This is a genomic window from Rhodoferax sp. U11-2br, assembly GCF_018619435.1.
In the GTDB taxonomy this organism is placed as follows: Bacteria; Pseudomonadota; Gammaproteobacteria; order Burkholderiales; family Burkholderiaceae_C; genus Rhodoferax.
In genome coordinates this window covers 102,027-128,774 of record NZ_JAHFZF010000007.1, presented here as the reverse complement: position 1 = coordinate 128,774, position 26,748 = coordinate 102,027, and the positions used below count along the sequence as shown (strand labels likewise).

At 59.4% G+C, this 26,748-nt stretch carries 23 protein-coding genes; 9 read left to right on the top strand and 14 right to left on the bottom strand.

Features of this window, described 5'->3' with window-relative positions:
* Nucleotides 1-17: 17 nt before the first annotated feature.
* The 3 genes from KKO72_RS06890 to KKO72_RS06880 all read left to right on the top strand — a co-directional run bounded on the left by KKO72_RS06890 (nt 18) and on the right by KKO72_RS06880 (nt 3,774).
* Nucleotides 18-872: a TRAP transporter TatT component family protein gene (locus KKO72_RS06890; RefSeq protein WP_251140501.1), complete on the top strand. Its 855-nt coding sequence runs from the start codon at nt 18-20 to the stop codon at nt 870-872.
* A 62-nt stretch (nt 873-934) separates the two neighbouring features.
* On the top strand, nt 935-1,912 hold the full coding sequence (gene dctP / locus KKO72_RS06885) for a TRAP transporter substrate-binding protein DctP (RefSeq protein WP_251140500.1): 978 nt from the start codon (nt 935-937) through the stop codon (nt 1,910-1,912).
* Nucleotides 1,913-1,968: 56 nt separating this feature from the next.
* On the top strand, nt 1,969-3,774 hold the full coding sequence (locus tag KKO72_RS06880; protein ID WP_251140499.1) for a TRAP transporter large permease subunit: 1,806 nt from the start codon (nt 1,969-1,971) through the stop codon (nt 3,772-3,774).
* A gap of 154 nt (nt 3,775-3,928) precedes the next feature.
* On the opposite strand, the gene KKO72_RS06875 is transcribed toward KKO72_RS06880, so the two are convergent.
* The 3 genes from KKO72_RS06875 to KKO72_RS06865 form a co-directional block, all read right to left on the bottom strand.
* The gene (locus tag KKO72_RS06875) at nt 3,929-4,696 is read right to left on the bottom strand and encodes an amino acid ABC transporter ATP-binding protein (protein ID WP_305849450.1); all 768 of its coding nucleotides are present in this window, start codon (nt 4,694-4,696) and stop codon (nt 3,929-3,931) included.
* Nucleotides 4,686-5,339, bottom strand: a complete 654-nt coding sequence (locus KKO72_RS06870) for an amino acid ABC transporter permease (protein ID WP_214936764.1) — start codon at nt 5,337-5,339, stop codon at nt 4,686-4,688. Before KKO72_RS06870 ends, KKO72_RS06875 begins: the two co-directional genes overlap by 11 nt.
* Nucleotides 5,340-5,442: 103 nt before the next feature.
* Nucleotides 5,443-6,207, bottom strand: coding sequence for an amino acid ABC transporter substrate-binding protein (locus KKO72_RS06865; protein ID WP_214936836.1), 765 nt, complete (start codon nt 6,205-6,207; stop codon nt 5,443-5,445).
* A 195-nt stretch (nt 6,208-6,402) separates the two neighbouring features.
* On the opposite strand from KKO72_RS06865, the gene KKO72_RS06860 reads away from it, so the two are divergent.
* The gene (locus KKO72_RS06860; RefSeq protein WP_214936762.1) at nt 6,403-8,151 is read left to right on the top strand and encodes an alpha/beta hydrolase; all 1,749 of its coding nucleotides are present in this window, start codon (nt 6,403-6,405) and stop codon (nt 8,149-8,151) included.
* Here the strand turns inward: KKO72_RS06860 and KKO72_RS06855 are convergent.
* A complete protein-coding gene (locus KKO72_RS06855) occupies nt 8,138-8,998 on the bottom strand; it encodes an alpha/beta fold hydrolase (protein WP_214936760.1) in 861 nt (286 codons plus the stop codon). The genes KKO72_RS06860 and KKO72_RS06855 overlap by 14 nt on opposite strands.
* A 66-nt stretch (nt 8,999-9,064) precedes the next feature.
* Here KKO72_RS06855 and KKO72_RS06850 point away from each other — a divergent pair, with 66 nt between their 5' ends.
* Nucleotides 9,065-10,342, top strand: coding sequence for a Coenzyme F420 hydrogenase/dehydrogenase, beta subunit C-terminal domain (locus KKO72_RS06850; protein ID WP_214936758.1), 1,278 nt, complete (start codon nt 9,065-9,067; stop codon nt 10,340-10,342).
* A gap of 15 nt (nt 10,343-10,357) precedes the next feature.
* On the opposite strand, the gene KKO72_RS06845 is transcribed toward KKO72_RS06850, so the two are convergent.
* Complete coding sequence (locus KKO72_RS06845) at nt 10,358-11,248, bottom strand: alpha/beta fold hydrolase (protein WP_214936756.1); 891 nt, start codon at nt 11,246-11,248, stop codon at nt 10,358-10,360.
* A gap of 214 nt (nt 11,249-11,462) precedes the next feature.
* Between KKO72_RS06845 and KKO72_RS06840 the strand changes: the two genes are divergently transcribed.
* On the top strand, nt 11,463-11,963 hold the full coding sequence (locus tag KKO72_RS06840) for a hypothetical protein (protein WP_214936754.1): 501 nt from the start codon (nt 11,463-11,465) through the stop codon (nt 11,961-11,963).
* A gap of 42 nt (nt 11,964-12,005) precedes the next feature.
* Here KKO72_RS06840 and KKO72_RS06835 read toward each other — a convergent pair whose 3' ends face one another.
* The 3 genes from KKO72_RS06835 to ilvA all read right to left on the bottom strand — a co-directional run bounded on the left by KKO72_RS06835 (nt 12,006) and on the right by ilvA (nt 16,505).
* Nucleotides 12,006-13,784, bottom strand: a complete 1,779-nt coding sequence (locus KKO72_RS06835; RefSeq protein ID WP_214936752.1) for an ABC transporter ATP-binding protein/permease — start codon at nt 13,782-13,784, stop codon at nt 12,006-12,008.
* Between the two features lie 64 nt (nt 13,785-13,848).
* Nucleotides 13,849-14,805, bottom strand: a complete 957-nt coding sequence (locus tag KKO72_RS06830; protein WP_214936750.1) for a 5'-nucleotidase — start codon at nt 14,803-14,805, stop codon at nt 13,849-13,851.
* 68 nt (nt 14,806-14,873) lie between these two features.
* Nucleotides 14,874-16,505 carry a threonine ammonia-lyase, biosynthetic gene (ilvA, locus tag KKO72_RS06825; RefSeq protein ID WP_214936748.1) on the bottom strand — a complete coding sequence of 544 codons (1,632 nt, stop codon included), beginning with the start codon at nt 16,503-16,505 and terminating at the stop codon, nt 14,874-14,876.
* Nucleotides 16,506-16,619: 114 nt separating this feature from the next.
* Here ilvA and KKO72_RS06820 point away from each other — a divergent pair, with 114 nt between their 5' ends.
* Nucleotides 16,620-17,069, top strand: a complete 450-nt coding sequence (locus KKO72_RS06820; protein WP_214936745.1) for an OsmC family protein — start codon at nt 16,620-16,622, stop codon at nt 17,067-17,069.
* Nucleotides 17,070-17,087: 18 nt separating this feature from the next.
* Here the strand turns inward: KKO72_RS06820 and coq7 are convergent, their stop codons facing one another.
* A complete protein-coding gene (gene coq7, locus KKO72_RS06815; protein ID WP_214936834.1) occupies nt 17,088-17,717 on the bottom strand; it encodes a 2-polyprenyl-3-methyl-6-methoxy-1,4-benzoquinone monooxygenase in 630 nt (209 codons plus the stop codon).
* 167 nt (nt 17,718-17,884) lie between these two features.
* Nucleotides 17,885-19,150, bottom strand: coding sequence for an OmpP1/FadL family transporter (locus KKO72_RS06810; RefSeq protein WP_251140497.1), 1,266 nt, complete (start codon nt 19,148-19,150; stop codon nt 17,885-17,887).
* Between the two features lie 492 nt (nt 19,151-19,642).
* Here KKO72_RS06810 and KKO72_RS06805 point away from each other — a divergent pair, with 492 nt between their 5' ends.
* Complete coding sequence (locus KKO72_RS06805) at nt 19,643-20,659, top strand: porin (RefSeq protein WP_214936743.1); 1,017 nt, start codon at nt 19,643-19,645, stop codon at nt 20,657-20,659.
* Between the two features lie 365 nt (nt 20,660-21,024).
* A complete protein-coding gene (locus KKO72_RS06800) occupies nt 21,025-22,068 on the top strand; it encodes a porin (RefSeq protein ID WP_251140496.1) in 1,044 nt (347 codons plus the stop codon).
* Nucleotides 22,069-22,185: 117 nt separating this feature from the next.
* Here KKO72_RS06800 and KKO72_RS06795 read toward each other — a convergent pair whose 3' ends face one another.
* The 4 genes from KKO72_RS06795 to KKO72_RS06780 are packed head-to-tail and all read right to left on the bottom strand — an operon-like array spanning nt 22,186 to nt 26,709.
* Entirely contained in the window at nt 22,186-22,782 is a 597-nt protein-coding gene (locus KKO72_RS06795) for a beta-phosphoglucomutase family hydrolase (RefSeq protein ID WP_256445071.1), read from the bottom strand.
* 27 nt (nt 22,783-22,809) lie between these two features.
* Nucleotides 22,810-24,312 carry an L-arabinose isomerase gene (gene araA, locus KKO72_RS06790; RefSeq protein ID WP_214936739.1) on the bottom strand — a complete coding sequence of 501 codons (1,503 nt, stop codon included), beginning with the start codon at nt 24,310-24,312 and terminating at the stop codon, nt 22,810-22,812.
* Nucleotides 24,313-24,349: 37 nt separating this feature from the next.
* Entirely contained in the window at nt 24,350-25,045 is a 696-nt protein-coding gene (locus KKO72_RS06785; protein ID WP_214936737.1) for an L-ribulose-5-phosphate 4-epimerase, read from the bottom strand.
* Nucleotides 25,042-26,709, bottom strand: a complete 1,668-nt coding sequence (locus KKO72_RS06780) for a ribulokinase (protein WP_214936735.1) — start codon at nt 26,707-26,709, stop codon at nt 25,042-25,044. Before KKO72_RS06780 ends, KKO72_RS06785 begins: the two co-directional genes overlap by 4 nt.
* Between the last annotated feature and the right edge of the window lie 39 nt (nt 26,710-26,748).

Sequence of the window (26,748 nt, the reverse complement as noted above, 5' to 3'; positions counted from 1 at the left end):
CAGCGCTTCGCCCGGCCTTGTTGGCGTTGTTGTTGGCGCTAGCCGCCTGTTCACCGCGCCAGCTGATTCTTCAAGAAGCCGCCACCGCGCTGGCCACCCAGGGTCAGGCGCCAGAGGATGATCTGGTGCTGGCGCGCGAAGCCAGCGCGTTCTACCTCAAGTTGTCTGAGTCGGTACTGCGTGAAACTCCTGGCCATGTGCCGCTGACGGTGGCTGTGACCTCGGGGTACACGCAATATGCCTATGCCTTTGTGCAGCTTGGCGCCGATCGCCTGGATGCCAAAGACGCCCAGGCGGCACAAAAGCTGCGCGAACGTGCGGCTAGGTTGTACCAGCGCGCCCAAGGTCACGCCATGACCACGCTTGAGCTTCATAGCCCCGGTTTAACCAAGGCGCTGGCCAATCCAACACCCGCAATGTGGCCCCGTTTGGCGCCTGATCAGGTGGATTTGGCGTATTGGGCTGCCGCGTCTTGGGGGGCGCACATTGCCTTGTCCAAAGACCAGCCCCATGTGGTCGCCGATTTGCCATTGGCCATGCACCTGGCTCAATTGGCTTATGCCAGCGCCCCCCAGCACAGGCGGGGTTCGCTGGCGAGCCTGATGGGCACGTTTGAGGCGGCTCGGCCTGGTGGCTCTGCACAGCGCGCAGTGGACTATTTTGATGAGGCGATTGGACTGGATGGTCGCGTCAGCGCGGCGGCGTATGTTGCCAAGGCCGAGGCGATTGCCTTGCCTGCGGGCGATCGGCCAGCGTTTGAGTCTTTGCTGAAGCAGGCCTTGGTCACCAGCGCCACCAACCCCGACTTGTCAAACAGTGTGATGCGTGAACGAGCGCTTTGGCTACTGGACAACACAGACGATCTTTTTTAAGTGTTTGCATGATGTATTTTTCAAAAATGAGGCGCCAGCTTCTTGGGACCAGCTTGGCCGTTTTGGCCGCTTTAAACAGTGGGCCCACACAAGCCGCCACCAAGCAGTTGCGCATTGGCACTTTGGCACCCAAAAATTCGCTCTACCACCGCCAGTTGCAAGCCATCGGTGAGGCCTGGCGCACAGCCCAAGGGAGTGATGCCAAATACCTGATCTACACGGACGGCAGCCAAGGTGGTGAAGCTGAACTGGCGCGACGCATGCGTATTGGCCAACTGCAGGGGGCCTTGATGTCGGTGGTGGGGCTGCGCGAGATTGAACCCTCCATTGCGGCGTTACAAAACCTGCCCCTGCTGTTTAAAAACTGGGAAGAAGTGGACTACGTGCGCGAAAAGATGCGCACCGCCATGGAAAAGAAGTTTCTGGACAAAGGTTTTGTGGTGCTGGCCTGGGGCGACTCGGGCTGGGTACGCTTCTTCTCCAAAGAGCCCGCGTTCAGCCCTGCCGACTACCTCAAGATGAAGTTTTTTGCCTGGGGTGCCGAGTCAGAACAGCAAGAGATCATGAAAAGCCTGGGCTACACCCCGGTGCCGCTGGAAACCAGCGACATTCTCCCGGCGATCCAGACCGGCATGATCTCGGTGGTGCCCTCCACCCCGTACTTTGCTCTGGCCAGTCAGATCTATAACACCGCGCCCAACATGTTGGAGATCAACTGGGCGCCGATTGTGGGTGCTTTGGTGCTCACCCAAAAAGCCTGGGACGACATGAGCCCAGAGGCCCAACAAACGCTGCGCAGTGCAGGTGACAAGGCCGGGCAGATCATGCGCACCCAGGCTCGCCAGGAAGTGGAAGACGCCGTGACCGCGATGAAACAACGGGGTCTGGTGGTCAACAAACCGAAGCCTGAGCAGATGAAAGAGTGGTCCGCCCTGGCTGACAAACTTTACCCGCGCATTCGTGGGCGCATGGTCCCGGCCGACACCTTTGATGAGGTGTTCTTTCACCTCAAAGCCTATCGGGCCAGCCAAGGGCGCTAGTTGTGACCGCGCCGAACTGGGCTCGCTGGCCGCGCCTGCAACGATGTGACGAGCTGTTGGCTTCATTGGCCCTGATGCTGATGGTGCTGATTCCGCTACTGGAAATAGCTCTGCGCCCGATGATGGGGCGCGGTGTGGACAACGCACCGGTGCTGGTGCAACACCTGGGCCTAGTGCTGGCCATGTTGGGTGCCGTGGCTGCAGAGCGCTACGGTCACCTGAGCAGCCTGGGCAATGGTTTGGCAGGCCTGGGCGGCGAGCGCCTGCAGATGGGTATCCAGGTCTTTGCGCAAGGCAGTGCCGCGCTGGTGTGTGGGGTGCTGGCACTGGCCAGCTGGCGCTTGGTGGCCACTGAGATGGATGTCGCCCATGGTCTGGCCTATGGTTTGCCCACCTGGTGGGTGCAGATGCTGATGCCTGTTGGTTTTGCCTTGCTGGGTGCCAAACTGGGCGCGCGTTGTGCCCAGGGGCGCTGGCTCAAGGGGGTGTGTGCGGTGTTGCTGCCGGGCCTGGGTTTTTGGCTGGGCAGCATCTATGAGGGTTTTGAAGTACCGCTCTGGCCTGTCGTGGCGTGGCTGCTGGCGGCGCTTCTGGGAGGTGCCCCAATTTTTGCCGGGCTGGGTGGGCTGGCGCTGGCCCTGTTTTGGCATGAGGGCCAACCGCTGGCCTCGGTGGCGTTGTCGCACTACCAGATCACGGTGAACGCCTCGTTGCCAGCTTTGCCCTTGTTCACGCTGGCGGGACTGGTGTTTGCACGCACCGGTGCCGCAGCGCGCCTGGGGGCGGTGTTTTTGGCGCTGTTGGGTGGTGGCGTCACCGGCACCGTGGTGGCCGCAGCCGTGTTGTGCTCATTTTTTACCGCTTTCACCGGCGGCAGCGGGGTCACGATTCTGGCGCTGGGTGGTTTGTTGTTGCCACTGTTGCGCAACGCCGGGCTGCCCGAGCAGCGTGGTATCAGCCTGGTCACCAGTGCCAGCGCGCTCGGCGTGTTGCTGGCGCCATCGGTGCCTTTGATTTTGTACGCCGTGATCGCACGGGTGCCGATCAACACCATGTTTCTGGCTGGCCTGTTGCCGGCCTTGGTCATGGTGGCTTGTCTGGTGTTGCTGGGGGGCTACCTACGTCGCGGCGGCTTGTTGCCCGCCCCAGCCAGGGGGGCAGACACTAAGCCAAGCACCACACACAGCCCCCATGCCCCGCGCATCCTGCCCGCGTTGTGGACTGCCAAATGGGAAATTCTGGCGCCCGGTATCGCCATTGGGTCACTGGTGAGTGGTTTGGCCACGCCGATGGAAAGCGCCGCGCTGACGGCCGCCTACGCGGTGACCACCCAGGCTTTTGCCCATCGGGAGCTGAGCTGGAGCCTGCTGGGACAGGCTTTGAGCGACTGCGCCCAGATCATCGGCGGTGTGATGCTGATCCTGGGTATGGCGCTCGGGCTGACCAACTACTTGGTGGACAGTGGCCTGCCCAACGAGGTGATTGACTGGGTGCAGGCCTTGTTGCCCAACAAGTACCTGTTCTTGCTGGCGCTCAACGTGTTTTTGCTGGCCGCTGGGTCCCTGATGGAGATCTATGCTGCCATCGTGTTTCTGGTGCCGTTACTGCTACCGGTGGCGCTGAGTTATGGTATTGACCCGGTGCACTTTGGCATCATCTTTTTGGCGAACATGGAGATGGGTTTCCTGGCACCACCAGCAGGCATGAACCTGTACTTTGCCTCGGCGATGTTTGGCAAACCCCTGCGCTACGTGGCGCGTTCGGTCTTGCCTGCGGTATTGGCGATTTTTCTGGGGATGCTGGTCATCTCCAGGTTGCCGCTGCTGTCCACGGCTTTGCCGAATTGGCTGAGCCGCCCTTAGGCAGGTTCACCTTGTGTGGTTACTTCACTAAACATAGCTGTTGACCCTTGTTCTATATGGGCTAACGCCTGTTTTTGTACTAAGGATTGCCGTGGTGCATTGCTCAACGTCCATGTTGCGGCGTCCGGGAGAACGTCGCACCCGCCCAGTAGTTTTACAGCATTTTTTCCAGAAATGCCTGGGTACGGGGGTGTTCCGGTGCGGCAAACAGTTCTCGCGCTGGACGCGCTTCGACCACCACACCACCGTCCATAAAAACCACGCGCCCGGCCACCTCGCGGGCAAAAGCCATTTCGTGGGTGACCACAATCATGGTCATGTGTTCCTCGGCCAGCTCGCGCATGGTGCTGAGCACCTCGCCGGTCAGCTCGGGGTCGAGCGCCGAGGTGGGTTCGTCAAACAGCATGATGTCGGGCTCCATCGCCAGCGCGCGAGCAATCGCCACACGCTGTTTTTGCCCACCCGACAAGCGCGAGGGGTAGCTGTCGCGTTTGTCGAACAGACCCACCTTGCGCAGCAGGGCTTCGGCTTTGGGAACAATCTCGTCCTTGAGGACACCCTTGACCGTGAGCGGCGCCTCAATCAGGTTCTGCAGCACCGTCAGGTGCGGGAACAGGTTGAAGTGCTGGAACACCATGCCCATCTTGCGGCAGACCCGGTTGATGTCAGCCGGTGGCACATACTGGCAATGGCCCTGGGCGTTGGTCGTCACCAGCGGCTCGCCCTCGATCTCGATCTGGCCGCGGTGGATGGTTTCCAGGTGGATCAGGCAACGCAGGAAGGTGCTTTTGCCCGAGCCAGAGGGGCCGATGACAGCGATCACCTCGCCCTTGTCGACGTCCAGCGAGACACCCTTGAGCACCTCGACCGCGCCGAAACGCTTGTGCACGTCGCTGGCACGGATCATCGGACTATTCATCATAAACAGCGTATTTCTTTTCCAAGCGCTGGAAACCATAGGTCAGCACCAGGGTCATGATCAGGTAGAAGGCCGCCGCCACCACAAACGGCGAGGTGGTGAAATCGCGCTGCACGATGCCGCGCGCAGCGCGTAACAGGTCGTTCATGGCCAGCACATAAATCAGCGAGGTGTCTTTGACCAGAGTGATGGTCTCGTTGCTCATCGGCGGCAGGATGCGTTTGAGCACCTGCGGCAGCACAATGCGCCGCATGGTCTGCGGGTAGCTCATGCCCAGCACCTTGGCGCCTTCATACTGGCCACGGTCGATTGACTGGATGCCGGCGCGGAAAATCTCGGCAAAGTAGGCGGCGTAGTTCAGCACAAAGGCCAGGATCGCCGCCGGAAAGTCTGGCAGGCGCATGCCAATCACCGGGATGAAAGGCAAGGCAAAGTAGATGAACAACATCTGCAGCATCAGCGGCGTGCCGCGCATCAGCCAGATGTAGCCGTTGACCAGGCCACTGAGGATGCCAAAACGGGAAATCCGCAGCAGCGCCAGGCCCAGGCCCAGCGGCACCGCCAGCACCAGGGTGATCAGGAACACCTGGAGTGTGACGGCGCTGCCCTGCAACAGGGGCGGCAAGATGGTGGCGATGTAGTCCATGGATGGGTATCAGAGCACGCAAAAAATCCGGTCGGCGCAAGTGGCTGCTTGGTAACGCAGCGCACCTGCATGGCGGCCGGATCGGGGCCAGGCCTTGGTAGACTTATTTTTTGACGATGTCCTTGCCGAACCACTGGGTCGAGATCTTGGCGGCGGTGCCGTCAGCCTTCATGTCGTCCAGGGCCTTGTCGAGCTTGGCGGCCAGCTCGGTGTCGTCCTTGCGGGTGCCCACACCGTAGTCTTCGGTGCCAAAGTTGTCTTCGAGCACACGGTAGTCGCGTGGTTTCTTGGCGGTGTAATAACGGCCCACAATCTCATCGACCACCAGCGCGTCCAGGCGGCCCGCCGACAGGTCCATCAGGGCGGTCACGTTGTCACCAAACTTCTTGAGTTCTTTGAGCGACTTGGCGGTGGCCTCGTCCTTCTGCACGGCGTCCACTGCGCTGCTGCCGTCTTGCACACCCACCACCTTGCCCTTGAGCTGGGCTTTGCTGGTGATGCCGGATGATTCGGCCACCACCACAATCTGGCGGTTTTCCAGATAAGGTTTGGTGAAGAGGATGTTGGCCTTGCGTTCTTCGGTGATCGTCAGACCGTTCCACAACACGTCGATGCGCTTGCCATTGAGCTCGGACTCCTTGGCGCTCCAGTCGATGGGTTTGAACGTCACCTCCACCCCGAGGCGTTTGCCGGCTTCCTTGGCCAGGTCGATGTCAAAACCGACCAGCTCGTTGCGGTCATCACGGAAACCCATGGGGGGGAAATTGTCATCCAGGCCAATCACGATGGCCTTGGCAACCACCGGCGCCGGTGCAGCGGCCACGGGCTCTTCCTTCTTGCCACAGCCAACCATCACCATCGCTGCCATCAGACCTGCCACCAGGCTACAAACGCGTTTTGTCATGTTACGTCCAGAGTTGTGAAAAACAGTCAATTATCGGTGCGTTGACAGCTGGAAAAAGAGGTGTAGATTGCTGTTCTTGGTCAGCGGGTCCTGGCTGGCCTGCCACATCGTTCAAGTACACGGATTGTCAAAACGTGAAAGGAAGCGAGGTTGCGCACCATGTCCAATCAAACCAAGCCGGGTCATGTCGAGCCCACGTCCAGCCCTCTGACCCCTCTGAACGCCGCCATCCAGACCTTCAGCCAGTCAATCGACCCTTACAGCATCTGGACATCCCAGATCCAGGCCCAGATCGCCTGGTGGCAGCATCCCCAGGCATGCTGGCGGGCCGCTGACGAGTTCGCCGCCGACATGGTGGCGTTGTCCGGGCATACGCTGCGTCGCTCGCTGGGCCTGCCGGCTGATGAGGTGTATGTGCCGAACCCGGCAGACGCCCGTTTTGCCGACCCGATCTGGACCGAATCTGCCGCCTGGGACATTCTGAAAGAGTGGTATCTGACGCTGAGCAGCCGAATGCAAAAGCTCTCGCTGGAAGCACCCGGTCTGTCCGAGCATGAACGCCACCGTGCGGCTTTCTGGCAGCGCAACACCCTCAACATGCTCTCGCCTACCAACTTCTTCTGGCTGAACCCGCAGGCCATGGCGCAATATGTCAAAACGGACGGTGAGAGCGTCCGCCAGGGGCTGAAAAACTTCGCTCGCGATGTGGCGGCCAAAAACATCCAGATGGTCGAGCCCGATGCGTTTGCCGTGGGAAAAGATCTGGCCACCACCCCCGGCAAGGTGATTTTTCGCAACCGGTTGGTGGAACTGATCCACTACGCACCCACTACCGACCAGGTGCGCAGCATGCCCATCCTGATCGTCACACCGTGGATCAACAAGTTCTACATCCTTGACTTGACCGAGAAGAAGAGCTTGGTCAAGTACCTGACCGACCAGGGCTTCTCTGTCTTCATTTCCAGCTGGAAAAACCCGACACCCGAGATGCACGATGTGCGTTTTGACGACTATCTGCAAGACGGCGTCAGTGAGCTGGTGCGCGTGACCACCCAGTTCTGCCAAGTGCCCCAGCTGCATCTGGTGGGCTACTGTATTGGTGGCACGCTGGTGGCCACCTACATGGCCTGGGCCAACAAACGTTTTGGTGCGGACAAGATGCCGGTGGCGCACTGGACGCTGTTCACCAGCCTGACAGACTTTTCACAGCCCGGTGAGATTGGTGTGTTCATCGACGAGGCCTGCCTGGATGGGCTCGACGAGCTGATGGCCAAAAAGGGCTACCTGGATGGCAACGAGATGGCGGCGTCCTTCAGACTGTTGCGCTCCAACAGCCTGATCTGGAACTACTGGGTGCAGAGTTACCTGCTGGGTGAGAAGCTGCCCCCGTTTGACGTGTTGTTCTGGAACGTGGACGCCACGCGCATGCCGCAGGCCATGCATTCCTACTACCTGCGCCAGATGTACCTGCACAACAAATTGGTTCAGCCTGATGCACTGACCATTGGCGGCGAGTCCATTAACCTGGGGCGCATCCAACAGTCGCTGTATGCGGTGACGGCCGAGGAAGACCATATCGCACCCTGGAGCTCCTGCTACCAGGTCCGCCAAGTGATCCACCCGGATGTACCGGTGCGGTTTGTGCGCTCAACCTCTGGTCACATCCTGGGCATCGTCAACCCGCCGGTGCAACCGCCCAAACGCGCTTACTGGGTGGCCGAGCCCAAGCACACCGAAAGCGCCGAGCACTGGCTGGCGCATGCCGACAAACGGCCCGGCAGCTGGTGGGAGGACTGGATCACCTGGCTGAACCAGCGCACCGGCGAGAAAGTACCAGCGTATGCCACCACCAGCCGCAAGTTCCCAGCGCTGGCCGATGCACCGGGCAGCTACGTCATGGAGAAATAGGCCCGGGTTGGCCTGATTCGATCAACGCGGTCAGCTCGCTCACAAAGCGCTCTGGTTGCGCTAGATGCGGGCCGTGGTCCGCACCGTCGTAAAAACTTAGTTGGGCACGAGGTGTCTGTGTGGCCACAAAACGCGCGGTTTCCGCCGAGTAGAAGTTGCTGCAGGTGCCATAAGCCAGCAGCGTGGGCACATTGATCGTTGGCAACACATCGCGGTAGTCGGCAGCCACTAGGCTTTTCCAGATCGCGATGGCGCTGGCCGGGTGGATGGTTTGCAAGGACTCACGCATCAAGCGCCAACCCGAGGAGTTGCGCAAGTAGCTGGCGCGCGCTTTGTCATTGAGCCCAAAAGCCACCAGGCGCAACACCGCTTCAACAAAGTCGCGTTCCAGGTCGTTGATGAGCTGCTGCGACCGGTTGGCGTCAAAGTCGCCGTAGATGCCACCGTCCCAGCTTGCGTCGGTCACCAGTTTGGGAGACTGGTCGATGAAGGCCAGGTGGGAAAAACGCGTCGTGCCAAAGTCGCGTAAACACTGCCACAGTGTTAGCGCCCCCATCGAGTGGCCCACCGCTACCACGCGGTCGATCTTCAAATGGTCCAGCAGGTTGATGATGTCTCGTGCCAGCCGCTGCACATCCGGCGCCGGGTTGACCGTCAGCTTGTGAGCGCCGTGGCCGCGCGCATCCGGGCGCAACACCTGGTATGTTTTTGATAGCTGCTCAGCCAGTGTCGAAAAGGCCATGTGGCTGGAAGTCCATCCATGCAGCAACAAAACCGGTGGCCCTTCACCACTGCGGTGCAGGTGAAGCGTTTCGCCGTCGTCTGCGCTGATGTTGAGGTGCTGCATGGGGCCATTTTGAGCCAAAAAACCCTCGGGCCACAGCTATCATCATGCACCTGGAGTGACCCACTGATGCAGATGCCTGACCCTTCCACAGCGCCCCCAACCGTCTGGCGCCCGGTGCTTGGCCCCGCACCGCACCGCGATCTGTGCACCGACTGCGGCATCTCACGCTCCAGCGAGCCCAAACGGTGCGGCCAGGCCTGCCAGTTCATCCAACCCGACTACCCACGCCTGGAGGCCAAGGTCCACGGCCGGGTGCGTGATCCGAACAAAGGCGACGAGATGTTTTTTGGGGTGCACCAGCGCATGTGGCGCGCCGCTTTGCAGCCAGCAAGCCCTGGTGCACAGTGGACCGGCATCACCACGCGACTGGCGCAACGCCTGCTGGAAACCGGCGCGGTGGACGCGGTCTTGACCATGGCACCGGACCCCAATGACCGCTGGCGCCCGGTGCCGGTGCTGGTGACTCAGGCCGAAGGTTTGGCCCAGTGCCGTGGCATGCGCATGGGGTATGCGCCCTTGCTAGCGATGCTGGAGCCTGCTTTGCAACAGGGCTACAAACGCCTGGCGGTGATTGGTATCCCGTGCCAGGTCTACGCCCTGCGCGCGCTGGAGGCGCAGCTCGGGCTGGAGCGCCTGTACGTGATTGGCACCCCGTGTTCGGACAACACGACGACTGAGCGGTTTCATGAGTTTCTGGCGCTGGTGGCAGCCCAGACGAACGACAAGCCTGAAGACATCGTTTACCTGGAGTTTCTGGCCGACTACCACGTGGAGCTGCGTTTTGCCGATGGCCGCCAGCGCAAGGTGCCGTTTTTGATGCTGCCGCTATCCGATTTGCCGCGCGACTTCTTCCCGCTGACCTGCCGCACCTGCGTGGACTACACCAACGCACTGGCTGACATCACCGTCGGCTACATGGGGGGTGAGGGGCAGCAGTGGCTGCTGGTGCGCAACGAGCGTGGGGAAGAACTGCTCAAGTTGCTGGGTGACGAGGTCAAGCTGACTGCGCCAGGTAGCGCTGGCAAACGCGAAGGTCCGGTCAAAGGCTTTTTGGCCAATACCGAGCGTGCTGCGGGTGGCTTGCCACTGCGCCGTATGCCGCAGTGGCTGCGCCCGGTGGTGGGCTGGTTGATGCCCAAAGTGGGCCCACGCGGTTTGGAGTTTGCACGGGCCCGTCTGGAGATGAAGGCGGTCGAGACAGTGATCCACCTGCGCCGCGAAGAACCCCGCCGCCTCAAGTCGATGGTGCCCGCCCATGTATGGGCACTGGTCAAACCTTATGGTTTGTCGCCAACACCTGAAGAAGTCCACGCGGGCGCAGGCGCGACCGGCGCCTCCGTGTAGCGTCGGCTCAGGCCGTCAGCCAGGAATGGCCTGCCAGAACGCATCCTGGAATGCCACATAGGCCTGCGGCACCTCAAAATAGGGCATCGCCCCGGTTTGCAGCACCTGCACCTGCCAGTTGGGTTGGCTGCTGACGATGTTGAGGTTTTTGTAGTTGGTGAAGTCCCCGCGTGTGCCGTGCACCACCAGGACCGGCAATGTCAGCTGCCCATACACACTGTGGATGTCGGTGCTGAACAGGATGCCACTCAGAAAAGCCAGCGGTGCACATTCCGCCTTGGGCTGGCGGGCGCTGATGCAGTTGTAGGCCCACAGTGTCTCGTCGATCTGCTTGGCGCCCCAGGTGCGCTCCAGGAAATAACGGATGACAGCCGGGCGGGTCAATTGTTTGAACAAAAAGCCGCCCCAGCCCGGGCCACGCAGAAACTTGTCCAGCCCTGGCTTGTAACGGGTTTGCCCCGGAGACTCGCGCAATTCTTCCCCGCCGCGAAAACCGGTCGGGCTTACGAGGGTCAGGCTTCTGAACAAGGACGGGTGTTCAACCGCCGCACGCGCCAGGAATTCGGAGGAGAGTGACACCGCCACCGCATCCAGGGCGACGCCACCATGGCGTGCCTGGACCCATTGGGCGGCCGCGACGATGGCATCGGTCATCACACGCACGGTGTACGCCTGGTCTTTGCGCTCAGACAAGCCATAACCCGGCAAATCCAGCGCATAAACACTACGGCTGCCACGGTAGTGCTCAAACAAGGGCCGCACCTCGGCAGCCGAGGCCACCGCGTTGATGCTGTGGATCAGCAGCAGCGGCGCACCCGAGCCTGCGGTGTACAGCACCACTTTGCTGGTGGTGTGGGGTAGCGTATGGACGGCACCATCCAGGGCTGCGGGTAGTTTTGGGGTCATGTTGAGAGGGCAAAGCGTGAAAGTGCGGTGATCTTACCCCTGGGTTTCTACGGAGGCACGTGCGCCAGACCACACGACTTACGGGCTTTTGGCCGAAAAAACCACGAATAAGTTCAAATACGCGAGAAATAGACCTAAATTACCCCTTATTTCTGCCGTTAATAAGTCAACGAGCGGAGTGAGTTCATCTAACCCCTTTGCAGGCTGACACATCATGAGCCAACCATCCATTGACCGAATCCAGAGCGTGCGGCCTGTTGCCGCTGAAGCCGCTGCATTGGCAACCGGGCGGGTGGTGCCCGTGGTGCCGGTGAACCCGCCGCAGAAGGTGGAAGCCCCTACCGAGGTGCAGCCCAGTGTGATCAACAAAATCAACACCGGTGACAAGCCCAATGCGGGCGAGGGCGTCTACAGCAGCGTGTCCGACCCGGCGCGACAAAAACTGGATGACGCGGTGCCCAAGGACTGGACCATCAAGCGCCCGGCGCCAGAAAAAACGCAGGAGCCGCCGCCCGAACCGCTGTCCAAGGTGCTGCTGGACCAGATCAAGTCGCTGTGGCAGGCCAGCGCCAGCGCGGTGCAGGTGCAAGAGCAGGTCAAGAACCAGATTGACCCGGCCAAAGCCGCTGCCACCGTGGCCCCGGGTGTGATCTCGACCGAGGTCTACAGCTTTTCACCGACCAAGATCAACAAGGCCAACAAAACCCAGACCTGAGCGATTGGGCCGGGTGCAAACTGGCCCGTCCCCAAGCCGCTGTCAAGCTGGAGCCGCCTCAGCGCGCAGGCGGTGGCTGGCCACATCACCCGGCGGCAGTGCTTCCAGTACCCAACGGCTTGTATGGAAACTGCCCACAGTGGGTTTGTGAGCTATTGAAATAATAGCTCCTTGCCCTTGTTGTATTTGGGATAGAAGCGTTTTGTAGATCAAACTCTCGCTGGCCTCGTCGAGTGCGCCGGTGGCCTCGTCGGCAAACAGCCAGCGAGGTTTTTTGAGCAGCACCCGCGCCACGGCCAGGCGTTGTTGTTCTCCACCCGAGAGGGTTTGGCTCCAGGCGCCGACCTCGTCGAGCCGGGTACTCAGTTCAGGCAACAGTGCGCGGTGCAAGGCGCTGGTCAGCTCGTCATCACTGAACCGGCTGGCTTCTTGTGGGTAGGCCAGTGCCTCGCGCAGCGGGCCGTTCGGGAAATAAGGCCGTTGTGGCAGGAACATGCTGTCTGGCGGGCGGCTCAAGTGGCCGCTGGCAAACGGCCAGATACCCGCCAAGGCCCGAAACAGTGTGGACTTGCCTGCGCCCGATGGCCCGCTGAGCAGGATGCTGTCGCCTGGCTGCGCCTGCAGCTGGGCCTGGTCCAGCAACACGCTGCCGTTGGGCAGTGCCAGATGTAGGTTGCGGCTGCTCAATACTTCTGAATCTGTAGCTACCAGCCCTTTACTAGAAAGGGCTAGCGTCTGAAAAGAGGCTTCAAAGCTGGTCAGGCGGTTGGTGGTGGCGCGCCAGGCAGCCAAGCTGCTGTAGTTGTCCACAAACCAGCTCAACGCGTTTTGCACCTGCCCAAAGGCGCTGGAGATCTGCACCAGCTCGCCCAATTGGATGGCCCCGCTGAAAAAACGCGGCGCCGCCACCACAAACGGAAACACCACCGCCGCCTGGCCAAAAAAGCTGGTGAACCAGACCAGCCGCTTTTGCGCCCGGATCAGGGTCAGGTAGTTGCCCAGCACCAGGCCAAAACGGCGCTCGAGTTGGCTGCGTTCCACCCCTTCGCCACGGTCCAGCGCAATCGCCTCGCTGTACTCACGCACCCGCACCATGTGGTGGCGGAAGTCGGCCTCGCGGCGTTGCTGCTCAAAGTTCAGCTGGATCTGCGGGCGGCCCAGGTAGTGCGTGATGACACTGCCGACCAGGCAGTACAGCAGCGCCATCCAGACCATGAAACCGGGGATGTCAAAGGTCTGGCCACCCAGGGTGAAGGCGAAGTTGCCCGACAGCCCCCACAAGATGCCCACAAAACTAGCCAGGGTGACCACCGCGTTGAGCAGCCCCATGCTCAGAGCGATGCTGTCATTGGTGAACTGGTTGATGTCGTCCTGGATACGCTGGTCCGGGTTGTCCGGGTTGTGGCCCGTTGTGTTGGGCGCAGCGGCAAAGCGCAGCAGCTCCATTTTGTAGAAGGCTTGGTTGGACAACCAGCGTGTCAGGTAGTGGTTGGTCATCCAGGCGCGCCAGCGCAGCACCAGCAACTGCGTCAGGTAAAACTTGTAGACCGCCAGGACGATGAAGGCAAAGGCCAACCAGGCAAAACGTGTCATCTGCGCCCAGAACACGCTGGCGTTTTTCTCTTGCAAGGCGTCGTAAAACACCTTGTACCAGTCGTTGAACAACACCGCCATGTAGACCAGGGACAGGTTCAGCAGCACGATGGCCGCCAGCAGCGCGCGCGCTTTCCACTTCTGGTCGGAGGCAAAGTACGGCCGGGTCAGTGCCCAGGCTTGGGTCGTGAAGGTTTTGAAAGCAGCGAGTTTGTCAGCGAGTGTCATGGGGCAGTTCCGGCGGGGCAGGCCGCGATGCTACCCGTAGGCTCCTTGCCCGGCGCGCTGTTGGTCAATTGGCCACACCACTGGCCACATGGCCGGATGGCACATGTTGCGCGGCGGATTCGATGTGGCCGGTCTGGTCGTCAAAGAAAAAGTCGGGCTCAAACTCGCGCAGGAACTCGCCCTTGGCCAGCCCTCCCAGAAACATGGCCTCGTCCACCTCGATGTTCCAGTTCATCAGGGTGCGGATGGCGCGCTCATGCGCCGGGGCGCTGCGCGCGGTCACCAGCGCGGTGCGGATGCGCATCTGCGGGGTGCCAACCCGCTGCAAGTTTTGTAGTGCAACAAGCAGAGGTTTAAAGGGTCCATCGGGTAAAGGTTGTCCAACCTTTTCAATTTCATGGCGCTGGAAGGCCTGCAGCCCTTGCGCCTGGTAAATCCGCTCGGCCTCGTCGCTGAATAACACCGCATCGCCGTCAAAGGCAATCCGCACTTCCGACGGATGGGCGTCACTGGCGTGGACCGAGTTGGGGTAGACCTGGGCTGCCGGTACACCTGCGGCCAGTGCCGCACGCACGTCGCTCAGGTGGGTGCTCAGAAACAGGTTGGCGTGCAAGGGTTTCAGGTAACGCCAAGGTGCCTGGCCACGGGTGAAACTGCCGCGCTCAATCGTCAAGCCATAGTGCTGGGCAGAACGAAACACCCGCATGCCCGAGACCGGGTCGTTGCGCGAGAGGATCACCACCTCGACCGGCCGGTTGGGTGGGGTGATGGGTGCTTCAGTCGGCTCGCCCAGGAGGGGATCGGTCAGGGGCGCGGATGCTGCCACGTGGTTGAACGCCAGCAACTTCTTGACCAGCGAAAACGCCACACCCGGCTTGGCGGGTAGGTCAAGCCGCTGCAACTGCAAGTCCATGTAGGCCCGGTCATCACTCTGCTCAAAGACCAGGTTTTCTTCCTCAAAGTCAAACAACGCGCGGCTGCTGATGGCCACCACCAACTTGCCGTCCAGTGTCATTGGCATGAGAACCCCCTTAGTCTGCGTTGTGCCCGCCCTGCCACCCTTCGGCAAGGGTGAGGGCTGGTATGGGCTTATTGTTGCAGGAACATCTGGTACGCCGGGTTGCCGGTTTCTTCCACACAGGGGTAGCCCAGTGTGCTCAGGAAGGCTGCGAACTCGGCATCATCTGCTGCGGGCACCTGCAGGCCGACCAGAATACGGCCATAGTCCGCGCCTTGGTTGCGGTAATGGAACAGGCTGATGTTCCACCCTGGGCGCATCTGGCTCAAAAACTTCAGCAGCGCGCCGGGCCGCTCGGGGATCACAAAACGCAGCAGCCGTTCGTTTTGCGCCAGCGCCGAGTGCCCGCCCACCATGTAGCGGATGTGCTCCTTGGCCAATTCGTCATGGGTCAGGTCCAGCGCGGTGAAATGGTGTTTGCCCAGATGGGCGGTGATCTTGGCCGATTCACCTTTGCTGGTGGTAGTCAGGCCGACAAACACATGGGCCTTGTTGGCATCGCTGATGCGGTAGTTGAACTCGGTCACATTGCGCGTGGTTTTGGTGCCGCCAAAAGCGGGCAGGTCACCAATGAGTTCACAAAAACGCCTGAAACTGCCGCGCTCTTCGGGGATGGTCACCGCAAACAGGGCTTCGCGCTCTTCACCCACTTCGGCGCGTTCGGCGACAAACCGCAGGCGGTCAAAGTTCATGTTGGCGCCACACAGGATGGCCGCGTAGGTTTCCCCTTTTGTCTTGTGTTGGGCCACGTACTGCTTGATGGCCGCCACCGCCAGCGCGCCGGCCGGCTCGACGATGCTGCGGGTGTCGACAAAAATGTCCTTGATGGCGGCACACACCGCGTCGGTGTCTACGGTAACGAAGTCGTCGACCAGGTTGCTGGTGATGCGGAAGGTTTCTTCCCCCACCAGCTTGACCGCGGTGCCGTCCGAGAACAAACCCACATCGGGCAGCGTCACCCGCTGTTTGGCGGCCACCGACTGGATCATGGCGTCCGAGTCGTTCATTTGCACCCCAATGACCTTGATGCGCGGGTCCACCGCCTTGATGTAGTTGGCCACACCCGCCACCAGCCCGCCGCCGCCAATGGCAACAAACACCGCGTCCAGCCGGGGCCCCGCGATGTGGCTGGACTTTTGGCCCGATTTGGCGGCCTTGTCGGCCACCAGGGTCTGAACCTGGCGCAGCATCTCCATGGCCACCGTGCCTTGGCCAGCAATCACATCGGGGTCGTCAAACGGGTGCACAAAGGTGAGCCCTTCCTTGGTCTGCAGCTCCAGCGAATGTTTGTAGGCGTCTGAATAACTCTCGCCAAATAACACCACCTCACCACCAAAACCACGCACCGCATCCACCTTGACCTGCGGTGTGGTGGTGGGCATGACGATGACCGCACGGGCGCCGAGTTTGCTGGCGCTCAAGGCCACACCTTGGGCGTGGTTGCCTGCGGAGGCGCAGATCACCCCCTTGTTGAGTTGCTCTGCTGTCAGGTGCGCCATCTTGTTGTAGGCGCCGCGCAGTTTGAAGCTGCGCACGGGCTGCTGGTCTTCGCGTTTGAGCAACACCGTGTTGTGCAGCCGTCTGCTCAGGTTGCGGGCGGGCTCCAGCGCAGTCTCGATGGCCACGTCGTACACGCGGGCGGTAAGTATTTTTTTCAGATAGTCTTGTGGGCTCAGGGACTGTGCGGCAGAAGAGGTGGGCATCGGGCTACACTTTCAAAGTGAATGAGCGCAAAGATTTACTCCGCGCGGGGTATTTTCGGCTATTGTAGTGGCGTGAATTTTTACCCCGCGCGGAGCACATAGATAGGATCAAACATGGAATGTACAGTCAGCTGGACCGGCGCGTTAAACACCCGCTCCAACATGGGTTTTGTGGCCGAAACCGGCAGCGGCCACACGCTGGTGATGGATGGCGCGCCCGATGCCGCCAAACCTGAGAATGGCGGCCAGAACCTGGCCGCGCGCCCGATGGAGCTGCTGCTGGCGGGTACCGGTGGTTGTACCGCTTATGACGTGGTGCTGATCTTGAAACGTGGCCGCCACGAGGTGAGCGGTTGCAGCGTCAAGTTATCTGCCGAGCGCGCCGAGACCGAGCCCAAGGTGTTCACTCGCATCAACATGCATTTCATCGTGTCTGGCAAGCGGCTGACCGCCGCTGCGGTGGAGCGGGCCATCGCCCTGAGTCACGAGAAATACTGCTCAGCCAGCGTGATGCTGGGTAAAACGGCGCAGATCAGCACCAGTTTTGAGGTGCTGGAAGTCTGATTCAGCCCTTGGGGCGGACTAAACCCGGTGCGCCACCGTGGTCATCACCTTGGCCGCGGCTTTCATCAGCCCCTTGACCGGCGCGGGCAGCGTCATGGCGCCCAGTTCCATCGCGTTGTAGGCGTGGCGCGCTTCGTCGTCGATCATCTGCGCGACGATGGCGCGTGAGGCGTGGTCGCCAGCCGACAGACGGCTCATGTGGCCTTCCAGGTGGGCTTCGACCTGGTTTTCGGTCTCCACCACAAAGCCCAGGCTCACCGCGTCACCGAGCTTGCCCGCAATCAGCCCGATGCCAAAGGCCCCGGCGTACCAGAGCGGGTTCAACAGCGAAGTGTGCTCGCCCAGTTCTTTCAGGCGCTGTTCGGTCCACGCCAGATGGTTGGTTTCCTCGGCGCCAGCCTCTATGAAATGGGCGCGCAAAGCTGCATCTTTGGTAGCAAATGCCTGCGCCGTGTAGAGCGCCTGGGCGCAGACCTCGCCGACGTGGTTGACCCGCATCAGCGCACCGGACTCCTTCTTCTCCTGCTCAGACAGCTGGGTCACTTCACCCGGCAGGGTGGGGCAGGGTTGCGCCGCCGCATGGGACGCAAACACCGTGCGCAAAGCAGAGTCAGCGGCAATGAGAAAACGGTCGATCATGGTGGGCAGTCCAGAGTGGGTGTGGGGTGGGTTTGGTGGGTGGCAAATTGTAGGGTGATGGTCGCTGAATGTTGCCATACACCCTCAAGGTGCTTCTTCTCTGTGCAAACGGTTCACCACATAGCAAGAAAAAAGCCCCCGAAGGGGCTTCTTTTGAGTTGACGCTGCAACGCAGATCAGAAGGCGTGTGAATATTGCACGCCCAGAATCCATGCGCTGGCGGCGTAGCTGCCCTTCACTGTGCCTCGACCCAGTGCAGCCTGGTTGTTATTGATCTCTGAATCTTTCAAGTACAGATAGGTCACACCAAAATCAAACACGGAACCTTTGCTGGGGGTCCATTGGGCGCCTGTCGACAGCCACAGGCGGTTGTTGTCTGGCAAAGACACCAAGCGATAGGCGGCCGATTTGACCGGCGTTTCGTCATAAGCAATGCCGTACTTCAGCTTGACATCTGCGCTGTACTGGTAATTGGCCCCCACGGCCACGCGCCAAGTGTCGCGGAATTCGGTGTCAAGTGTCTGCGCCAGCGTGCCTGATGACCGGTAAATGTCAATTTTGGGAATGCTGCTCCAGCCTGTCCAGGAGACATCACCCAGTAGCTGCCACTTGTTGTTGAGCTGATGGGTGCCGCTCAGGATAAACATGTCGGGCAGCTTCAAGCTGGCATGGGCACCGCTGGACAAAGTTGCGTTGGTGATGGCGCTTGGCCCTGTGACGTTGATGTTGCCGGTCAGGTCATAACTGGTCGCGGAGCGGTAGGACACACCAATCTTTGTCTCAGGAGAAACGGTGAACAACGCCCCTACATTCCATCCCCAGGCATCACCCTGCAGGTCAAGAGCCAAAGGAGAGTTCACATTGGTCGTAGTGTTTACTGCAACTTGTCGGGTGTAATCGGCCGTCAAACGCTGCCAGCTCACTCCCGCACCCAGTGATACTTGGTCATTTACCCGATAGGCGACAGACGGGTTGATGTTGTAGGTCTTGACATCAAACATGGTGGCCTGGGCAGCGCCCACCCAGGGATTGGCGTATTCGGTTTTCATGCCAAACGGGGCTCCCATGCCCACTCCCACATACAGATCCTTGTTTAGGGCCCAGGACATGTAGGCATTGGGCACAAAGCCCCAGCCACCACCATCACCACCATCACCCGCACTATTCAACAGCCCGGTGCTCGAGCCATTGTTTGTGAATTTGAAACTGGTACCCACTGCCGCCAGCCCCGTCGAAAACTCACGGTCTTTGAGCTGCGTCATACCGGCTGGGTTGTAAAAAATGGTGCTGGCGTTGTCGGCAATGGCAGCTGAACCCGCATAGGCATTGCCTAGGCCGCTCGCATTTTGTTCAATCAATTGAAAGCCTGAGGCCGACGCATAGTTGGCAAACAGGCCCAGGATCAGTGCCGGGATCAGTTTCATTTTGGATGGAGTGGCCATGTTGTTTCCTCTGAATAATGGTTTGTAAAAAGCGTCTACTAAAACAGCCCAAACACTTCTGCATCCTGATAGGGCGCTGTTGTCCATTCAACCCAAGTGTCAACGCCAGAGGACCTGTGCGATGGTTTGAATAAAAAAAGAACGGTCGTGCTGTTTGGCCGAATGTTGCACGCATTTGGCGATCGCCATGGCAGGGGTTTTCCCTGTCACGCCTGCAAGCTCAGCCAGCCGGTTGGGGGGACATCACTGATACATAGCGGACAAACGCTCGGTCGGGCAGCATTGTCTGGCAGGGAAACCCCCGGGGTGGAGTTTGTTGCTATCGCGCGACAAACTCGCCCTCTTTACCTGTGAAACAAAAATGAAACATGGCTGTGCTGGCGTTATTTGCAGAGACAGTGGTCAAATCAAACGCGGGATGTTTCATCCACCCGTTTGAACAAGCTCAATGACAGCTTTCAAATGTTTTGTTAATTTTTTGGAGTTTTACTCATGAAAAAAAGTCTGATTGCTTTGGCAGTGCTCGCTGCTTCCGGCGCCGCAATGGCTCAATCTACCGTGACCGTTTACGGTATTGCTGACGTGTGGGTTGGTTCTGAAAAGACCGGCGATGTCCGCGACAGCAAAGTTGGTTCTGGTGGCGTGAGCGGTAGTCGTTGGGGCATCAAGGGTACTGAAGATCTGGGCGGCGGTTTGAAAGCCAATTTCCTGTTGGAACAAGGTTTTTCCATTGATTCTGGTGCCGCTGGTACAAATGATTCGCAACCTGGTGTTGCGCAAGCATTCTCTCGCCAATCCTATGTTGGTTTGTCTGGTGGCTTTGGTGAAGTCAAACTGGGTAAAGTGTGGACTGCCTATGACGATGTGCAAGGTTCATCTGACGCCGTGTTTGACTCGGCCTTGTCGCCAATGAACAAAGTGTTCATTAGCACATCAAACTACAACTCCAATCCTGCAAACACCATCTACTACGCAACACCATCTTTCGGTGGTTTTGCTGGTGCCGTGAGCTACAGTTTGGGTGAAAACAAAGGTACCCCCGCAGGTACTGATGCAACATCTATTACCGCTTTCAACGTGACCTACGGTGCTGGCCCTCTGGCTTTGCAACTGGGTTACCAAGTTGAAGATGGCAAAACTGCCAACGATCAAAAGTTCACCCGTTTGGGCGGTACCTATGACTTGGGCGTAGCCAAGCTCTATGCCAACTACGGCAAGGTCAGCAACGTTGGTAACGCCGTCGACCGGGACGCTTCTGAGTACCAAATTGGTGCCGACTTCCCTGTGAGCTCTGCTTTGACTCTGTCTGCCAGCTACGCCAAGTCGGATGACAGCAACCCCGCTGGTGTCTACGAAGCCACTCGCAAAGGTTACGGTGTTGGTGCTGCTTACTCCTTGTCCAAACGCACCACCGTGTACGGTGGTTATGAGTCCGACAAGAAAACAAACCAAAGCGCTGCTGACACAAAACACAGCCTGTTTGCTGTTGGCCTCAAGCACACGTTCTAATCTGATGCTGACCTAAGTCAGTAAAAGACTAAAACAATCACCCCACTTGGGTAACCGAGTGGGGTTTTTTTATGGGTGCTCCAGTGCGACGGGAAATGGTTGGAGAAGTCAATTTGGTCTGTGTGGCACCTTGCAAGTGCGCTGGGCTAGATATTGGACGGTCTGGCGGAGCATGTCGTAGGCATACACACCACCTGCTTTTTCGATGTGTTGCAAAGACACCACGGATGCACCAAATTTGCGCGTATTTGCGGTGCCATTCGCTGCAACTGTCACTTTCCTCTGTTTCAATAGGCTTTAACTTCCTGAACAAGGAGGTTGGCCCGGGGTTCTGAGACTTTGCGTCTGGATCCCTCCGTTTAACCTTGGAGAAATTTGAAATGAAAAAATCGTTGATCGCGCTGGCCGTTCTGGCAGCTTCCGGCGCCGCTATGGCCCAATCCTCTGTGACTATCTACGGTATTGCTGACGTCTGGTTTGGTACTGTCAAGACCAACAATGGCACCTCTAGCTTGACACAAACCAAGTTGGACAGTGGTGGTGTCAATGGTTCTCGTTGGGGCCTGAAGGGTTCTGAAGATCTGGGTGGTGGTCTGAAGGCCAACTTCCAGTTGGAACAAGGTTTTGATATGGACAGCGGCAAGGGTGGCACAACAAGCATTGCTGGCGTTGACACTGCTGCTGCTTTCTCTCGTCAATCTTGGGTTGGTTTGTCTGGTGATTTTGGTGCTGTCAAATTGGGTCGTACACCAACTCCGTTTGATGACATCAATGGTGCCTCGAATGCCGTTTTTGACTCCGCATTGTCTGCCACAAAGGATGTGTTCCTCAGCACGGGCTACACTGTTCGCCCCAACAACACCCTGTTCTACCAAGCTCCCACTTTTGGTGGTTTCAGCGGCGCTATCAGCTACAGCCTGGGTGAAGACAAGACTGCCTCCACCAGCGCAACCTCTACCACCAGCATGAACCTGACTTATGCTGCTGGTCCTTTGGCTGTGCAATTTGGTTACCAAGTTCAAGACATTGTTAATGCTACCGCTACCTCTGCTGATCTGAAGTACACCCGCCTGGGCGCTTCTTACAACTTTGGTGTGGCCACGCTCAAGGCTTCTTACGGTGCTGTCGACAATGTTGGCAACGTCAATGGTGCAGACACTTCTGAATACCAAATTGGTGTGGACTTCCCCGTCTCTTCTGCTCTGACATTGTCTGGCAGCATCGCCAAGTCGGACGACAACGCAAAAGCGGGTGATGCAGAGCGCACTGGTTATGCCTTGGGTGCCAAGTACGACCTGTCCAAACGCACCTTCGTGTACGGTGGCTACCGTCATGCCAAGACCGACAACGTGACTGCGGCTGACACCAAGACAGACGTGTTTGCTGTTGGCGTGCAACACCGCTTCTAATCCCACGCTGGTGTAAACCAGCTGAGGTTTAGAAACCAAAAAACCCGCCAGGGAAACCCGGCGGGTTTTTTTATGGGCGCATGACCCACTGACAGATCAGCAAGCGCGCCCGTCAGCTCAAAAATAGTCGTTGTAGATGTGGTGGGTCAGGAACACGTCCACGGCGGCCATACCGGCGCTGGTGGCGGCTTGCAGGCCCAGTTGGGCGTCTTCAAACACCACACACTGGCCGGGGGCCACACCCAGCAGTTCGGCGCAGCGTAAGAAGGTGTCGGGGGCTGGTTTGGGGTGTTGGACCTGATCTGCACCCACCACTGCGTTCAGGTAGGTGTCCATGCCACACTGCTGCAACACCAGCAGCGCCTCGGCGGTGTTGGCGCCGGTGCCAATGGCCATGGGTTTTTTGCCGTGGTAGTGTTTCACCAGGTCGAACAGCGCCGTTGGTTTGACAAAGCGCTGCACGTTGTCACGCACACACTGTTCCTTGAACTCGTTCATCTCGTCCAGGCTGGCCGAGACCGTGCAGTCAAACTTCTCGATCAGGAATGCCAACGTCTCCTTGGTCGGAACACCGGCCAAGGAGCGCATCAGCGGACCGTCAATGGGAATGTGGTAGGTGTTGAGTGTGGCTCTCCAGCTGAACTCGTGCAACTGGCCGCTGTCGACCAGTGTGCCATCCATATCAAAAATGAGAGCTACATAATCATCATACATAAGGGCTATAGGCAGAAACCTTTGTTGTCAGAGTCCCTGGTTCAGGTGGTAATAAGCCCCATTGTGACGCAGCTCGGTCTTGATGCCGCGCACCGTGGTGTCGGCACCGATCACTACCGCTTCAATGCCGGCCATCTCGGCCAGATCCACCGCCTCGTCGGCGGTGATGCCCTGGGTGTAGGCGCTGTGGTGGGCGCCGCCGGCATGGATCCAGGCCGCTGCTGCCACTGCCAAGTTCGGGCGGGGTTGCCACAGGGCTTTGGCCACCGGCAAGTTGGGCAACTCTTGTGCCGGGGTCACGGTGTCGACCTCGTTGATGATCATGCGAAAACGCGTGCCCATGTCGATCACCGAGATGTTGATTGCCGGGCCCGCTTTGCCGGTAAACAGCAGGCGTGCGATGTCCTTGCGGCAGCCGATGGTGTGCAAATGCACTTCCAGCTTGGGCTTGGCGGCGGCAATCGACGGGCAAACTTCAAGCATATGGGCGCCCAGCACTTGGCCGACAGCACCGAAGTTGTAGGTGTAGTCCTCCATGAACGAGGTGCCACCAGGGCGGCCCTTGGACATGACCTTGGCGATGCGCACCATGGCGGCTGTTTTCCAGTCACCTTCACCACCGTAGCCAAAACCCTGGCTCATCAGGCGCTGGGTCGCCAGGCCGGGCAGGTTGGTGGTGCCGGTCAGGTTTTCAAAACAATTGGTGAAAGCACCGAAGCCGCCCTCGGTCAGGAACTTGTGCAGGCCCAGTTCCAGGCGGGCTTCGTTCTGCAACATCTCAAACTGGTGGGCATCGGCCAGCAGGGTGGGCGACACCTCGTAGTCCGCCTTGTAGATCTCGATTTGCTGGGCCACTTGTGCATCGGTGATGGTGGCCACGGCGTCCTGCAGGTCACCCAGGCCAAACGCATGTACCTCATACCCAAACTGGATCTGCGCCGAGACCTTGTCGCCTTCGGTCACCGCGACCTGACGCATGTTGTCGCCAAAACGCGCGACCTTCAGGTTCTGGCTCTCAAACCAGCCCATGGCCACGCGGCACCAGCTGTCGATGTCGGCCTGCACACGTGGGTCGGCCCAATGCCCCACCACCACCTTGCGGTCTTGGCGCAGGCGGGTGCTGATGTGGCCGAACTCGCGGTCACCGTGGGCACTCTGGTTCAGGTTCATGAAATGCATGTTGATGTCGGCAAACGGCAGTTCGGCGTTGAACTGGGTGTGCAGATGCATATAGGGTTTGCGCAGCGCCTTCAGGCCCGCAATCCACATCTTGGCTGGCGAGAAGGTGTGCATCCACAGGATCACACCGACGCAGTTGGGCGCGCTGTTGGCGGCCTGGCAGACCGCCAGGATGTCGGAGGGGGACACCACCGTGTCTTTGGCCACGACCTTGATCGAGATGGCCTCGGAGGCACTCAGGCTGCTGGCAATGGTCTGGCTGTTCTCTGCCACCTGGGCCAACACACCTGGGCCGTACAAATGTTGTGAGCCGGTGATCAGCCAGACTTCTTTGGTATCGAAAACTTTCATGGAATGCTCCTCAAAAAATAGCTAATAGTCCAGGTATTTACTGGGCTTGACCGTAATAAGCGTTCTTGCCGTGTTTGCGCAAGAAGTGTTTGTCGATGATGGTTTGCTTCAAGGACCTGATGTCCGGGCGCAGGGTCTGGGTCAGGTAGGCCATGTGCGCCACTTCTTCCAGAATCACCGCGTTGTAAACCGCTTTGGCGGCGTCTTTGCCCCAGGTGAAAGGGCCGTGACCGGCGACGATGACCATGGGTGCCTCGTCCGGGCTTCGGCCAGCGAAGCAGTCGGTGATCTGCACACCGGTTTCTTCTTCGTAGTCGCGCGCAATCTGGGCGTCTGTGATCAATGCGGTGCAGGGGATGTCGCCGTAAACAAAGTCGGCATGGGTGGTGCCAAAGCAGGGGATAGGCCGCTGGGTCTGCGCCCAGGCCGTGGCAAAGGTGGAGTGGGTGTGAGTCACTCCGCCAATGCTGGCAAAGTGCCGGTACAAATAAGTATGGGTGCGGGTGTCGGACGAGGGTTTGAGTTTGCCCTCCACCACGGTGTTGTCGAGGTCCACAATCACCATGTCATCTGGTGTCAGGTCGGCATACGGCACACCGCTGGGTTTGATGGCAATGACCCCTTTGGCACGGTCGATTTCCGACACATTGCCAAAGTTGTAGACCACCAGCTTGCGCCGATCCAGCTCCATATTGGCCTCATAGGCCGCGCGTTTGAGTTCGGTGTAACTCATGGCTTTCCTTCGTTGACATAAGCGCCCAGTTGTTGGTACTGGGCGTAGAGCGGTTCATAGGCCAAAGCGGCTTCGGCATTGGGTACGTAGGTTTTGCAGACCGGTGATGCCATCACCGCCTGGGCGCTGGCCACATTGGCGTGTACCCCCCCCACAGTGGCGGCAAAGATGGCTGCACCCAAGGCGCAGCTCTGTTCACTCTCCAACACGTCGATCGGGCAGTTCCAGACATCGGCGCAGACCTGCATGACAAAGTCCGACTTCTTGGAAATGCCGCCAATCACCACCACGGCGTTGATCGCAATACCTTCTTCCTTGAAGCGCTCGATGATGGCGCGGGCCCCAAAGGCGGTGGCTTCCACCAGCGCACGAAACACCTGCGGCGCCTGGCTGCCCATCTTCAGGCCGGTGAGGGCCATGGCCACGGTCTGGTCGGCATCGGGCGTGCGTCGGCCATTGACCCAATCCAGCGCGGTGATACCGGTTTCTCCGACCGCGAGTTTGGCGGCCTCCACCCCCAGTGCCGCCAAGGTGTGGTCTTCAATCTCCTGGATCAGCTGGTGTTTGGTGGCCTCGTCGATCAAGCTGCTGCGCTGCAGCAAGTTGGTTGTGGGCCAGTTGACCAGGTTGCGGAACCATGCATACAGGTCGCCAAAGGCGGACTGACCCGCCTCCAGCCCCACCAGGCCGGGCATCACCGAGCCGTCCACTTGGCCACAGATGCCGCGCACCGATTTGTCGCCGATGTCGGCGTAGCTGGCCACGGTGATGTCACAGGTGGAGGTGCCCATGATTTTGGTCAACACACCCGGTTTGACATTGGCTGCAACGGCCCCCATGTGGCAATCAAAAGCGCCAAACCCGACCGCTGTGCCCACGGGCAGGCCCAGTTTCTCAGCCCATTCTGCGGTGAGTCGGCCGCACAATTGGTCAGCGGTGAAGGTCTCGACCGGTAGCCGGTCACGCAGACCGCTCAGCAGCGGGTCGATACCGGCAAAGAAGGCATCGGGTGGGTAACCCCCCCAGCTGGCATGCCACATCAGTTTGTGCCCGGTAGCGCAGCGCCCCATGCGCAAGGTGTCGGGGTGGGTGGTGCCGGTCAGGACAGCCGATATCCAGTCGCAGTGTTCGACCCACATATAAGCGGCCTTGGCCACCGCCGGGTCGGCGCGCATCACGTGCAAGGCTTTGGCCCAGTACCACTCCGAGGAGTAAATGCCACCCTCAAACTTCAGGTAGTTTTCCGGTGCATGGTTAGCGGCTGCAGTGATCTGTTGGGCCTCTTTGACGGCGGTGTGGTCCTTCCACAGGACAAACATCGCGTTGGGATTTGTGGCAAATTCAGGCAGCAAGGACAGCGCCACACCGTCGCGGTTCAAGGCGATTGGGGTCGAGCCGGTGGTGTCAAAACTCAGGCCCACCACTTGCTGGGCAGCACCCGCCGGGGCTTTTTGCCACAGGGCCTGCACGGCTTCCACCAAACTGTCGGTGTAGTCCAGCGGGTGCTGGCGAAACTGGTCTTTGGCGGGCGCGCAAAACAGGCCTTGGCTCCAGCGTGGGTAGTACACCACGGCACTCGCCACTTCTTCGCCGGTTTGCGCATTCACCAACAGCGCCCTGACCGAATCACTGCCGTAATCCAGACCCAATGCATAAGAGCTCATAAAACATCCAGGAATTGAAACATGCATGAACCGTGAAGG